General features: G+C 41.0%; 11 protein-coding genes and 1 pseudogene. 6 read left to right on the forward strand and 6 right to left on the reverse strand.

What is annotated here, in order from left to right:
• Nucleotides 1–17: 17 nt before the first annotated feature.
• Nucleotides 18–746 (reverse strand): GUN4 N-terminal ARM-like repeat domain-containing protein, encoded by a 729-nt coding sequence (locus ACR5KR_RS26035; protein ID WP_445629862.1) that lies wholly within the window; start codon nt 744–746, stop codon nt 18–20.
• A gap of 274 nt (nt 747–1,020) precedes the next feature.
• Between ACR5KR_RS26035 and ACR5KR_RS26040 the strand changes: the two genes are divergently transcribed.
• Nucleotides 1,021–2,442 carry an NADP-dependent isocitrate dehydrogenase gene (locus tag ACR5KR_RS26040; RefSeq protein WP_445629861.1) on the forward strand — a complete coding sequence of 474 codons (1,422 nt, stop codon included), beginning with the start codon at nt 1,021–1,023 and terminating at the stop codon, nt 2,440–2,442.
• 240 nt (nt 2,443–2,682) lie between these two features.
• Here ACR5KR_RS26040 and ACR5KR_RS26045 read toward each other — a convergent pair whose 3' ends face one another.
• From ACR5KR_RS26045 to ACR5KR_RS26055, 3 genes are all read right to left on the reverse strand, one after another.
• Nucleotides 2,683–2,934, reverse strand: a complete 252-nt coding sequence (locus tag ACR5KR_RS26045; RefSeq protein WP_448268512.1) for a hypothetical protein — start codon at nt 2,932–2,934, stop codon at nt 2,683–2,685.
• Nucleotides 2,935–3,434: 500 nt separating this feature from the next.
• On the reverse strand, nt 3,435–4,502 hold the full coding sequence (gene mtnA, locus ACR5KR_RS26050) for an S-methyl-5-thioribose-1-phosphate isomerase (protein ID WP_448268513.1): 1,068 nt from the start codon (nt 4,500–4,502) through the stop codon (nt 3,435–3,437).
• 386 nt (nt 4,503–4,888) lie between these two features.
• Nucleotides 4,889–6,073 carry an NAD(P)H-quinone oxidoreductase subunit H gene (locus tag ACR5KR_RS26055; protein ID WP_448268514.1) on the reverse strand — a complete coding sequence of 395 codons (1,185 nt, stop codon included), beginning with the start codon at nt 6,071–6,073 and terminating at the stop codon, nt 4,889–4,891.
• A gap of 456 nt (nt 6,074–6,529) precedes the next feature.
• On the opposite strand from ACR5KR_RS26055, the gene ACR5KR_RS26060 reads away from it, so the two are divergent.
• Both ACR5KR_RS26060 and rsmH read left to right on the forward strand, forming a co-directional pair.
• On the forward strand, nt 6,530–8,320 hold the full coding sequence (locus tag ACR5KR_RS26060; RefSeq protein WP_448268515.1) for a M48 family metallopeptidase: 1,791 nt from the start codon (nt 6,530–6,532) through the stop codon (nt 8,318–8,320).
• A gap of 248 nt (nt 8,321–8,568) precedes the next feature.
• Nucleotides 8,569–9,453, forward strand: coding sequence for a 16S rRNA (cytosine(1402)-N(4))-methyltransferase RsmH (gene rsmH / locus ACR5KR_RS26065; RefSeq protein WP_448268516.1), 885 nt, complete (start codon nt 8,569–8,571; stop codon nt 9,451–9,453).
• 3 nt (nt 9,454–9,456) lie between these two features.
• Here the strand turns inward: rsmH and ACR5KR_RS26070 are convergent, their stop codons facing one another.
• A complete protein-coding gene (locus ACR5KR_RS26070; protein ID WP_322639032.1) occupies nt 9,457–9,681 on the reverse strand; it encodes a DUF6887 family protein in 225 nt (74 codons plus the stop codon).
• Entirely contained in the window at nt 9,678–9,857 is a 180-nt protein-coding gene (locus ACR5KR_RS26075; RefSeq protein WP_448270338.1) for a DUF6888 family protein, read from the reverse strand. The genes ACR5KR_RS26070 and ACR5KR_RS26075 overlap by 4 nt, the downstream gene beginning before the upstream one ends.
• Before the next feature lie 261 nt (nt 9,858–10,118).
• Here ACR5KR_RS26075 and ACR5KR_RS26080 point away from each other — a divergent pair, with 261 nt between their 5' ends.
• From ACR5KR_RS26080 to ACR5KR_RS26090, 3 genes and pseudogenes are all read left to right on the forward strand, one after another.
• The gene (locus tag ACR5KR_RS26080; RefSeq protein WP_445629855.1) at nt 10,119–10,772 is read left to right on the forward strand and encodes a MotA/TolQ/ExbB proton channel family protein; all 654 of its coding nucleotides are present in this window, start codon (nt 10,119–10,121) and stop codon (nt 10,770–10,772) included.
• 147 nt (nt 10,773–10,919) lie between these two features.
• The gene (locus ACR5KR_RS26085; RefSeq protein WP_194046500.1) at nt 10,920–11,126 is read left to right on the forward strand and encodes a glycogen debranching protein; all 207 of its coding nucleotides are present in this window, start codon (nt 10,920–10,922) and stop codon (nt 11,124–11,126) included.
• A 382-nt stretch (nt 11,127–11,508) separates the two neighbouring features.
• Nucleotides 11,509–12,068 (forward strand): annotated as a pseudogene (locus ACR5KR_RS26090) (methylmalonic aciduria and homocystinuria type D protein).
• The last annotated feature ends 385 nt before the right edge of the window (nt 12,069–12,453 follow it).

Below are 12,453 nucleotides of genomic sequence, written 5' to 3' on the forward strand. Positions count from 1 at the left end.
TGTCCGTAGGCTCAAAATCATTTTTCTGGATTCTTCAACCAAGCTGGGTGAGAAAGTAAAGAAGCAAATACTCGTACTCCCCGGAGTTGATTAGAGAGGGGTAAGTGACCTTTAGGCGCACTCAAATCCCAGGTAAACCCGTTAGGATATCGCGTCCAGTTATTACCTGCTTTCCAGCCAATTTTCGGCCAGAAATTTTCCCAATTTTTACCCAAACTTAACCAAATTTCTCGCTGCACTGAAAAGCCAAATTTACCTTCCGAGTAGACTAACCAGAGGTTGTTAATGGTTTGCAAGTCAACAGCCGAAATATTTTCTACCTCAGTAAAGTACAACCATTTTCGTTGTACAGCCGTAGGCCCTGACAGTTCGCACATTTTTTCGATGGTGAGGCGATCGGCTGCTTGGAAGTCTTGAACAGCTAGTAGCTGTTGCAAAGAATTGTAGTTAATCCCCAACTCTGATTTTAGAGGTACAATTCCTTCAGGAAAACAGGAGCGCAAAAATTCTTGGGCTTGAGGTGCATCAGAACTGTAAAGGACTTGGTAAGCTTTGCCATCAATCCAAGTAGCTGGGTTCTCACGTCGTTTCAGTAAAAATTCCATCAACACGTCTAATCCCTCATTACCTAACTCGGCTAACTGTGGGATTATCTGCTGTTGGACTTTTTCAGACCCAGCCATTAATGGTTGTCGGAGGGAGTCGATGTCATTTGCAGGGCCTGATAAAATCATTGGGTCTGTCATGCCATTCTTGTGTTAACGGTCAGTGAAAGAGCGGTAAGCTATCGGGCATTCTCTAAAGTGAAGCATTGATAGCGAAAAGTAGTTTACTATTTTTGATCGTACAAAATTGCGATCGCTTCACTGAATCCCACAGTTAATCCCCAAATAATGTACAAGGGGAATAGGGGGAAAATCTTTGCCTTATGGCTTGGTGAACAGAAGACATAGCAAAATATACAAGCCTGCCACATAAGGTTTTTTGAATAGCAGCGTATCGATTAGGAGTGTGTGAACGATGTACGAAAAGATTACCCCCCCCGCAACCGGAGCAAAAATCACCTTCAAAAATGGTGAACCAATCGTACCAGACAATCCAATTATCCCCTTTATTCGTGGCGATGGTACAGGTATAGACATCTGGCCTGCTACCCAAAAGGTGCTAGATGCGGCGGTAGCCAAAGCATATAAGGGTCAGCGTCAAATTAGCTGGTTCAAGGTTTACGCTGGAGACGAAGCTTGCGATTTATACGGAACTTATCAGTATTTACCTCAAGACACTTTGACGGCAATTGAAGAGTATGGTGTAGCTATTAAAGGGCCTTTGACTACTCCTGTTGGCGGGGGAATTCGTTCTTTAAATGTAGCGCTGCGGCAAATTTTTGACTTGTATGCCTGCGTGCGTCCCTGCCGTTACTATGCGGGTACGCCCTCTCCCCACAAAAACCCCGAAAAGCTGGATGTAATTGTTTATCGGGAGAATACGGAAGATATTTATTTAGGCATTGAGTGGCGACAAGGTAGCGAAATCGGCGATCGCTTAATTAAAATTCTCAATGAAGAACTAATCCCCGCTACCCCAGAACACGGAAAAAAACGCATTCCTCTTGATTCTGGGATTGGCATCAAACCCATCAGCAAAACTGGTTCCCAGCGTCTAGTCAGACGTGCCATCAAACACGCCTTGCTATTGCCCAAACACAAGCAACAAGTGACTTTGGTGCATAAAGGCAACATCATGAAGTACACCGAAGGCGCTTTCCGCGATTGGGGTTATGAACTAGCAACCAGCGAATTTCGCCAAGAAACTGTCACCGAACGAGAATCTTGGATTTTGAGTAACAAGGAAAAAAATCCGAATATTTCCTTGGAAGAAAACGCCCGCGAGATCGATCCTGGGTTTGATAGTCTCACGGATGAGAAAAAAGCGCAAATTGTCAAGGAAGTTGAAACTGTTCTTAACTCAATTTGGTCAACCCACGGCGATGGCAAATGGAAAGAGAAAGTTTTGGTGAATGACCGGATTGCTGACAGTATTTTCCAACAAATCCAAACCAGACCGGATGAGTATTCGATTTTGGCGACGATGAACTTAAACGGCGATTACTTGTCTGATGCTGCTGCTGCTATTGTTGGGGGTTTGGGAATGGGGCCAGGGGCAAATATTGGCGATTCTAGTGCCATATTTGAAGCTACCCACGGTACAGCACCCAAACACGCCGGCTTAGATCGGATTAATCCTGGTTCAGTGATTTTGTCTGGTGTGATGATGCTGGAATTTTTGGGTTGGCAAGAAGCCGCAGACCTAATTAAGAAAGGTTTAAGCGATGCGATCGCCAGTAGTCAGGTGACTTACGATTTAGCCCGGTTGCTGGAACCGCCTGTTGAACCCTTAAAATGTTCTGAATTTGCTGAGGCAATTATTCAACATTTTGGTTAATTCTATTAGGGTTAAGTCAAATTACCCCACCCTAACCCTGCCCTTATAAAGGGGAGCCACTGCGTTGGGCGGCTTCGCCGACTTGAAGCATGTGGCGTGAGGGAACTGGATTTATTTCTTATTTCCCCCCTTTACAAGGGGGGATTAAGGGGGGTAATTTGACTTGTGTATACACGCTTTTTAAGGGGGTTAGGGGGGGATGAACAAATATTTAATACTCTTCAGACATCCTCTGATAAATCAACCATTTTCAAAAAGCAAAATGGCATTTGATTTGCGTAAAATACCAGAATCAAAAAGCAAACTGGGGTTTGAGTAAGTCAAAGCTTCTTTTACTTGCGGAAAACACCAAAATGAGTAAGCAAAAGCTTCTTCTGAGTAAGTCAAAGCTTCTTTTACTTGCGGAAAACACCAAAATGAGTAAGTCAAAGCTTCTTTTGCTTGCGGAAAACACCAAAATGAGTAAGCAAAAGCTTCTTTTGAGTAAGTCAAAGCTTCTTTTGCTTGCGGAAAACACCAAAATGAGTAAGCAAACCGGAGTTTGAGAAAGTCAAAGCTTCTTTTGAGAAAGTAATTGCGGATTTTGCTTATTGAATTTAGTCATAATATAAAATTTAGATAAAATTATTGAAAAAATTACTGATAAATTTTGAGCCGTTAGATTTGAAAGTAGTTTTCATGTATTTGAACCACACCTGTTGTAAGGACACAGTATTGCTCATAGGTGTCAACTTCAGCTGGAAATAGTTTATCTGTTGGCTGACATCCCCGCCCGAAAATAAATTTTCCGGCTTTTAGCTTAAGTCTACTGAAGTAGACTGGAGATTTTTGGCGATATTTAGTCATATAAAGATGACTTTCGCTATGAGACGGGAATTTTAATTCCCGGCGGACAAGGGGTTTGGCATTAAGTTGACACCAATGAGCATTGCTGTGCCCCTACCGCGTGGTCTATTTACCTGAAAATAGCTGTTTCTCCATTAATTCGGATTTCACCCAATCGGTACTTGCTTTACCTGTGATTTTGCTAATTTATCAGGTGCGATCGCTCCATTCTCTGTAATGATGGCTGTAATCAACTCAGCCGGGGTGACATCAAAAGCTGGGTTGTAAAAATCTACACCCGCAGGTGTGAGAATGGTATCGCCAACTTGATAGATTTCTGTTGGTTCGCGTTCTTCAATAGGAATTTGGCTGCCATCAGCTAATTCAAAATCAACGGTGGAAAGGGGTGCAGCGACAAAGAAAGGTATATTATGTGCTTTAGCTGCGATCGCTACACTGTATGTACCAATTTTATTGGCAGTGTCACCATTAGCAGCAATGCGATCGGCACCCACAACTACAGCATGAATCAAACCCTGTTTCATGCAATGGGCTGCCATATTATCAGTAATTAATGTAACAGGAATACCTTCTTGCACACATTCCCAAGTGGTGAGTTTTGCACCTTGCAAACGAGGACGAGTTTCGTCGGCAAATAAACGTTCTAAACGTCCTTCTCTCCAAGCAGAACGCACAACACCCAAGGCTGTGCCATATCCGGCTGTAGCTAATGCCCCAGCGTTGCAGTGAGTAAGTAACCTGAGCTTTTCTGGAGTATTGGGCAAGACTGCCAAACCATTGTCGCCGATCGCTTGACAGGTTTGCAAATCTTCAACGTTGATTGCTTGGGCTGTTTGGAAAAGGGTTTGCTTGATGTCTTCTACTGTTCCCAGCGTTTCGTAGGCAGCTTTCAGCATCCGGCTAATTGCCCAAAATAAATTTACCGCCGTCGGACGAGTAGAACGCAACAACTGGGCTACTTTATCTAAGTGTTGCAAAAATTCGGTGCGATCGCTTGTCTCAATTTCCCTTGCACCAAGATACATTCCGTATGCCGCAGCCACACCAATTGCAGGCGCACCTCGCACAATCATTGTTTTAATTGCCCGCGCCATATCTTCACTGCGGTGAATTTCTACAAATGTATATTCGTTGGGTAAGCGAGTTTGGTCAATTAGTGACACTGAGTCGTTGTGCCAAATAACGGGATAAACCTGGTTTGTGGAAGGTGTCATAGAAAAAGGTCGTTAGTAAAGGGTCAATATTTTTTACTTTAATGCACACTGATGATTTCATTCTTAAACTGATTAAACGTTCTGGGTATGGATTTAAAAGCTTTGAAAATTTTAGAGTTAGATGCTCTGATGAAATTGGTATTTTATTTATTAGTTTGGTATATAGCGTTTCCCGACCTGCTGAGGTACTGAGTAAATCACTAATAAAATTAGGTAAGCCTCTGCGTACCTTTGCGTTTGACTCTGCGCTCCTCTGCGTTTAAAAACATTATTTCTGTACCTCACGTAACTAGGAATTGCTATAGTCAAATCCTAAAAAATCAAAAAAATAGAGCAGTTGCACTGTAATACAACTGCTCTAAAAATTACTGAGATAGATATTTACTCTACCTATCCACAGACCCCATAATTACGTCAACACTACCGAGAATCACCACAATATCTGCAACCTTCATCCCGCGCAGTAAATGTGGAACAATTTGGAGATTGTTGAAATCTGCGGCGCGAATCTTCCAACGTGCAGGGAAGACGTTATCATCGCCAACCAAATAAATTCCCAATTCACCTTTGCCACTTTCTACACGGGCGTAGATTTCACCCTTGGGCATCTTGAAAGTGGGGGAAACTTTTTTGCCGATGAATTGGTAATCAAATGCGTCCCACTCAGATTTTTTACCTGCGGCTAAACGCTTGGCTTCCAGATTTTCGTAAGGGCCGCCAGGAAGTCCTTTAATTGCTTGGCGAATAATTTTTACAGATTCGCGCATTTCCCGCATCCGCACTACATAACGGGCAAAGCAATCACCGGCGGTTTCCCATTGCACATCCCAGTCGAAATCGTCGTAACATTCGTAATGGTCAACTTTCCGCAAATCCCATTGCACGCCAGAAGCGCGTAACATTGGGCCAGAAAGTCCCCAGTTAATTGCTTCTTCTCGCGTGATAGTACCAATACCCTCAATACGCCGCCGGAAGATGGGGTTATCAGTTACTAAACGTTCGTACTCATCAACTTTGGGTATAAAGTAGTCGCAAAATTCCAGACACTTATCTACCCAACCGTAAGGTAAATCAGCTGCTACTCCACCAACGCGGAAGTAGTTGTTATTTACCATTCGATAACCTGTGGCTGCTTCCCACAAATCATAAATCATCTCCCGTTCCCGGAACTGGTAGAAAAAGGGAGTTTGTGCGCCTACGTCAGCTAGGAAGGGGCCAAACCATAGCAAGTGGTTAGCAATGCGGTTCAACTCCAGCATGATGACGCGGATGTAGCTAGCACGTTTGGGAACAGCGACACCTGCAAGTTTTTCTGGGGCGTTAACAGTAACCGCTTCGTTGAACATTCCCGCCGCGTAGTCCCAGCGACTAACATAAGGAACGTACATTACATTAGTGCGGTTCTCAGCAATTTTTTCCATTCCTCGGTGCAAATAGCCGATAACTGGTTCACAGTCAACGACATCCTCGCCATCCAGAGTCATGATTAGCCGCAGAACCCCGTGCATTGAGGGGTGGTGTGGCCCCATGTTTAGCACCATTGGTTCAGTGCGGGTTTCTAGTCTGGTCATAGATTTCGTGTTCTCCGTTCGTGAAAATATTGAATTCAACCGCGCAGATGCCAACTAGACCCAATTTATCTTGTTTGTCAAGCCAAAGTAAGGGTTGTGGGAAGAGAGATTTGATTTGATGTTTAATTTTGTTGCACTTCTTCAACTATTATATGGAAGCTCGATATGCACTTAATTAAGGCATCGAATTTTTTTATCTCATGGTGCTGAGAGGACGAGGTGAAAGAAGATGCGTTTTCTCAATGATAACTATTGACTTCTGAGTTTCTACGTAAGCTAAAGAGATATTGTGTCAGCTATATTACAGTTTTATGACGCTGATACATATTTATGACTTTCAATCAAGAGCGTTTCGATCGGCTAATTCAAAAGTTAGAAGTTTTTGCTCACAAACAACCACGTCTTTATAAATTGCACGTTGCTTTTTTGGCTACTTTGGGATACGCATATATATTTTTGGTTCTAGCTGTAACATTAACTCTGCTGGTAGGTATTATTTTTGGGATACTTAATACTCAGTCAATTTCTAACTTATCTTTGACAGGTCTTCTGTTTTGCCTGACGTTAGCATTCGTATTAGTGCGATCGCTTTGGGTTTCTTTCCCTCCACCAACAGGTTTACCATTACAATCCAAAGATGTACCCAATCTCTATTCTTTAATTAACGAAATCTCATCGAAGCTAAAAGCTCCACGGTTTCACCACATCCTGCTGACCAACGATTTTAATGCAGCAGTTGTCCAAAGACCACGCTTAGGTTTGCTGGGATGGCAGCAAAATTACTTAATTGTCGGTTTACCACTGATGTTAGCACTGCCACCCGAACAATTTCGTGCCGTTTTAGCCCATGAACTAGGACATTTATCAGGAAATCACAGCCGCTTTAGAGGTTGGATTTATCGCCAACGCGAAACTTGGTATCGCATTCTTAAGGGACTCCAACAAAGTGGACACGATCTATCATTGTTAATTTTTCAACTGTTCTTGATATGGTACATTCCATTTTTTAATGCCTATTCTTTTGTATTAGCACGAATGAATGAATATGAAGCAGATAGATGTGCTGTTGAGCTAACGGGGGAACAAAATGCTGCTGAAGCTTTGATAAATGTGGAGGTCAAAGCTAGATTTCTAGAAAGATATTTTTGGTCTAGTATTTATAAACAATCACAAACAGAGATTGAACCACCAATAATGACTTATATGGAAATGAGGCAGGCTTTAAGTCAGAGACTTAATCAGGAAATTACAAGTGCTTATTTAAGTGAAGCTTTAACGGAAAAAACCAACAATGCTGATACTCACCCTTGCCTGACAGATAGATTAAAAGCCTTGGGATATATCGCCGATACTCAGCAGGAATTAGCTATCTTTGCACCAATTGAAATTAGTGCGGCCCAAGAATTTTTAGGCGAGACAGTAGAAATTTTTATTGATTATTTTAGTCTAAATTGGCGAGAAAATATAGCAACACCTTGGCGACAAAAATATGCTGAGTTTCAAAAATTGATAGCTACATTAAAAGATTTAAATTACAAATCGCACAAACAACAGCTAACTTTAAAAGAAGCTATTCAGCAAGCATTTTTGACATTGAAAATTGAGGGCGAAGAAGCTGTTATACCTCTATTACAAGAAATTCTTCATCGTGATGCTTATCATGCATCAGCTAATTATTTACTAGGTGAAATATTATTAAAAAAACAAGATGCGACTGGAATACAATACATTGAGAAGGCAATAGAGCAAGACTCAAATATAGTTATAGTAGGTTGTCAGATAATTTGCGATTTTCTGAAAAACCAAGGTAAAAACAAGGAAGCGAAGTTTTATCAAGAACGTGCAGAAAATCATCATAAATTAATTTTAAAAGCACAGAAAGAGCGCTCTAGTTTGAAAAAAAATGATAAATTTGACTATCATGATATCTCTGAGATAGAGGTAAATAAGCTTCGTCAGCAGTTATCTCATTACCCGCAGATAATAACTGCTTATTTAGTTAAAAAGAATCTGCAATATTTTCCTGAAAAACCACTTTATGTTATAGCTGTGAAGCGTGGATTTAGTTTTTGGGAAGGTAGTCGTATTTATGAAAACGATAACTCTAAAATTGTTCAGGGCTTATTAAAGGAAAATGAATTGCCCGATAATGTATTCATTTTTATTTTAAATAGACATTTAAATATGGAGAAAAAATTAAAAGTGATACCAAATTCGATGATTTACCAAAAGAAAGGTAAAAAATAACATGATAAATTAGATCCCCGACTTCTTAAAGAAGTCGGGGATCTGGACAACGCGAGTTTTCACAAATCAAATAGAATTACTATAGATGCTTAAAGTTCCACACCTAGCATCAGCTTTAGGTGTGGAATTTATGATATTTTCTTTTGTGGCTTAGTGGTTTAAAAACTATTTTTTAGCTAGAAACCACAAACACACAAACAAAAGAATACATAATTAAAGTTCATCTGTGGTTTTTTGCCCTAAGTCTCATGAATCGTCAGCTAGCTATTGAAGAACCGATATTTTCTCATCTACCAGTGTTACCGCAGGAAACGATCGCAGGTTTAGCGGTATCTCCAGGAGGTCATTATCTTGATGCAACGGTAGGCGGTGGAGGTCACAGCCGTTTGATTTTAGCAGCTGCGCCAAATGTGCGGGTAACGGCGATTGACCAAGATGAGGAGGCTTTAGCAGCAGCGAGGAAAGAATTAGCTGAGTTTGGCGATCGCGTACAATTTATTCATCGCAATTTTGCGGACTACGAATTTCCCCCCAACACTTTCGATGGTATTTTAGCCGATTTGGGGGTAAGTTCTCACCATTTAGATCGAGCAGAAAGGGGTTTTAGCTTTCGCCAAGCTGCAAATTTGGATATGCGAATGGATCGGGGGCGATCGCTAACTGCTGCTGATGTGATTAATAATTGGGATGAGGCAGAATTAGCTGATATTTTCTTTAAGTACGGTGAAGAGAGATTATCGCGGCGCATTGCTAGACGCATTATAGAACGGCGACCGTTGCACACGACTACAGAATTGGCTGAAGCGATCGCTTCTTCAGTTCCTCCAAAATACCGTTATGGCAGAATTCACCCTGCTACTCGTGTTTTTCAAGCTCTGCGAATTGTCGTCAACGATGAGTTAAAATCCCTAGAAACCTTTTTGGATAAAGCCCCAAATGCCCTTGTCCCTAGCGGTAGAATTGCGATTATCAGTTTCCACAGTTTGGAAGACCGCCCAGTAAAGCATGGTTTAAGAAATTCACCGTTATTAAAGGTCTTGACAAAAAAGCCGATTATTGCTCAAGAAGAGGAAATTGAGAAAAATCCGCGATCGCGATCGGCCAAACTGAGGATAGCAGAAAAACTGCTGTAAGCCTTAAACTGCTCCATCTCGTGGTTCAGAACTGCTGCGAATACGCTCTATGAACTGAGGATAATTTTCTAAATCTTGTTCTGACTCTAACGGTGGCATTTCAATCCAATTACCTTCGATATGCAGCTTATCCACATAAGCATAGAAGGCTTCCCGATCTTCCCGATGAGCAAGAACGTAATCATGTAACTCTTTCTGGCTCATTGTATGAAAATTAGGCTTGCTCATCCTATGTATCTCGATTTACCGTTAGGGTATATTTCTATAATATTTTCCTCACCTGCCAAGAAAAATAGATTTTTTGTCCGTTCATCCATACGAACAATATAAATAGGCAAGTAAAGCTTAGTAAACCAACAGCACAATATGTAACACTGTGTTTTTTGTTCTGGTGTAGGAATAATCTAAACTCCTTAAGGCAATTTCCGTTAATAAATCTACCGCCGCCGTTGGTTTCGACTTCGCTCAACCAACTAAGGGATCGAGAGTTGAGCGAAGTCGAAACTCGTCAACCTGGGTATTCAAACATCTATGCAGCTTGGGCAAGCCATACTTGCTGCTAACGCTTTAAAAGTTTCAGAGCAATTCCTTTTGAGAAATGATATCAACTTCGCTCAAACAACGATCTGTTAATCTAGCGTTGTTGAAGAGTTGAAAAATAATAAATGGAAATTAGTAATCTGTTTGCAGCAGGTGGCGTGGTCATGTGGCCTCTGCTGGCATTTTCTTTGTTAGGAGTGGCGCTGATTATCGAACGGATCATCTTTTGGGTAAAGATAAATAATCGGCAAAACAAGGTGGTGCAAGAGGTGCTACACCTTTATCGCCTTGATAATGTAGTTAGTGCTTTAGATAAATTGCACAAAAATGCTGATTTACCCCTAGCTCGAATTTTTTTAGCAGCTTTAGAATTGCAAGAGGCGACACCAGACGAATTTCGTTTGGCATTAGAAAGTGAAGCACAAGCCGAAATCCCTTTACTCAAGCGCTCGCAAAATATTTTTGAGACAATTATTGGTCTTGCGCCTTTGTTAGGACTTCTCGGCACTGTATTAGGATTAATTAACTCTTTTGCTTCTCTGAATATCGGAGATGTGGGAGGTAGTAAAACAACAGGTGTGACAGCTGGAATTAGTGAAGCTTTAGTATCCACAGCATCAGGCTTGGTAGTGGCAATCTTTACACTATTATTTGCCAATACCTTCCGCGGACTCTACCAGCGCCAGATTGCTTGGATTCAAGAATATGGCGGACAGTTAGAATTACTCTACCGTCGTCGCTACGAAAGAGGAGATAAATCATATCCGCCAAATAAATGAAGCAAAACTGGGTAATTGTAAATTAGCAATCAGTAATTGGGATTAGTTCACTATTTGTTACTGAATTTTGCTCTAAAACTTTTGACTCTAATAGTATTCTAAAATGACGAATAGCTTTGTTCGCTACAGTTATTGAGGAAATATTCCATGACTATTTGGGTAAATGAGCAAATCGATCCGTCTGGGATGATTCATGCCTGTATTGCCACTCGTAATGAATCTCAAGCCAAAGATTGCCATGATTCATTTCAGAATAATTTGACTGAGAGGCAAAAAGCAGCAGGTTGGGTGGCACGATTGCGGACAGTCGATTCTTGGGATGAAGTGCCGGTGAATTCTTTAAAACTCAATTAATTGGGTGTTATAGAAATTAGGCTGCATAGCTGAAGTATTTCCTGGCAGACATAATTACTTTTGTTATTTTCTGCTTACTTCAACCTGCTTTGCTTTTTTGGGATTTCGATCTAACATATTTCATCCACGTAGGCGTAGCCCGCCATCGGCATCGCTTGTCTAACACACGCTGCATTTCTGCCAATACCTACAGCGATCGCAGCAAATTCTATGAGAACAGGTTAATAAAGGATAAAATTCGGATTAAATTTCTCAAATTATTATTAACTGCTTCCCAAAAAAGTAACATATTATAGAAAAATGATGATTTTTCTTAACTTTTAAGAGGTATCATCTATACCGGAGATTAAATTAAAAAATTTGTATAAGCCGAATCAATTTAGTGAACTATCCCAAAGTTTACACTTCGGAGCAAGCCTGTCCCATTAATTTAGTTGGCGAAACAGGACAAGCGGTTCAAATTTCAATTCATGCTCCCAGTCAATATATCTGTGCCAACTGCGAACGGATATTACCAGATTGGAAACGGCAGCCATTTTTACGAGTAGTGATTGTCTTACAACAATCGCGTTATCAATTAGTCGAAAAGACACTAGAAGTAGAGTCAGAGAAAGAACGCTTACGAGAAAAGTTTATGAGATTTGGCTGTGATTTAGCATTTAATCTGCGCGATATCGCGGCTATTTAACCGATCTGATTGACCCTCGTACAGGCTATCCTTTACTCTCCCATCCCGGAGCAATTCCTCACGACGACACAGCAGTTGTCAAAGCTTTGCTAAACTATCCGGTAATTAAAAATCAATGCCGTGTGTTAGTTCATCCCGATTGGGGTGCAGCAGTTTATCCTAGTATTTTGATATCAGAAGCTCCCCCAATTGCGATCGAATGGGTTACAAAAGGCGTAGCATCCATACATGGGTGGAAAGAAATTAATTATTAGTCATTGGTCATTGATCGTTGGTCATTGGGTATGTAAAGACGTATATCAGCGCTTGTGTCTCAAAAGAAGTTTTTCTAAGAAGCTAAGATAGTCGAAGCGATAGTGCGGCTTGTTACTTCTCTCTCATGAGTAGATGTTACCAAGTCAAACTGGGAATAATGGCTTTTGGTTCCTGTTTGGGTGACATCTCAGGTCGATCGGCAGGTATTTCAAATTGATGATAATTTTACCCAACTACTGTCAGACTAAACTTTTAGCCTGTAGCGAAGAGAATGGTACTTTAGCAGCATCTACGGGAATTATATAACTATAACTATCGGGAAAAATCCTGTTTCCAACTTTCTGCATATAACTGCATATAAGTAGATGGGTGAGAAAATTTATA

The sequence above is a fragment of the Nostoc sp. DSM 114159 genome (assembly GCF_053470285.1).

What these genes read in the sequence shown, in the direction of transcription:
- ACR5KR_RS26055 (WP_448268514.1), bottom strand. Translation starts at nt 6,073, where the DNA reads ATGACCAGACTAGAAACCCGCACTGAACCAATGGTGCTAAACATGGGG.
- ACR5KR_RS26070 (WP_322639032.1), bottom strand. Translation starts at nt 9,681, where the DNA reads ATGAGCAAGCCTAATTTTCATACAATGAGCCAGAAAGAGTTACATGAT.
- ACR5KR_RS26035 (WP_445629862.1), bottom strand. Translation starts at nt 746, where the DNA reads ATGACAGACCCAATGATTTTATCAGGCCCTGCAAATGACATCGACTCC.
- ACR5KR_RS26085 (WP_194046500.1), top strand. Translation starts at nt 10,920, where the DNA reads ATGACTATTTGGGTAAATGAGCAAATCGATCCGTCTGGGATGATTCAT.
- mtnA (WP_448268513.1), bottom strand. Translation starts at nt 4,502, where the DNA reads ATGACACCTTCCACAAACCAGGTTTATCCCGTTATTTGGCACAACGAC.
- rsmH (WP_448268516.1), top strand. Translation starts at nt 8,569, where the DNA reads ATGAATCGTCAGCTAGCTATTGAAGAACCGATATTTTCTCATCTACCA.
- ACR5KR_RS26080 (WP_445629855.1), top strand. Translation starts at nt 10,119, where the DNA reads ATGGAAATTAGTAATCTGTTTGCAGCAGGTGGCGTGGTCATGTGGCCT.
- ACR5KR_RS26040 (WP_445629861.1), top strand. Translation starts at nt 1,021, where the DNA reads ATGTACGAAAAGATTACCCCCCCCGCAACCGGAGCAAAAATCACCTTC.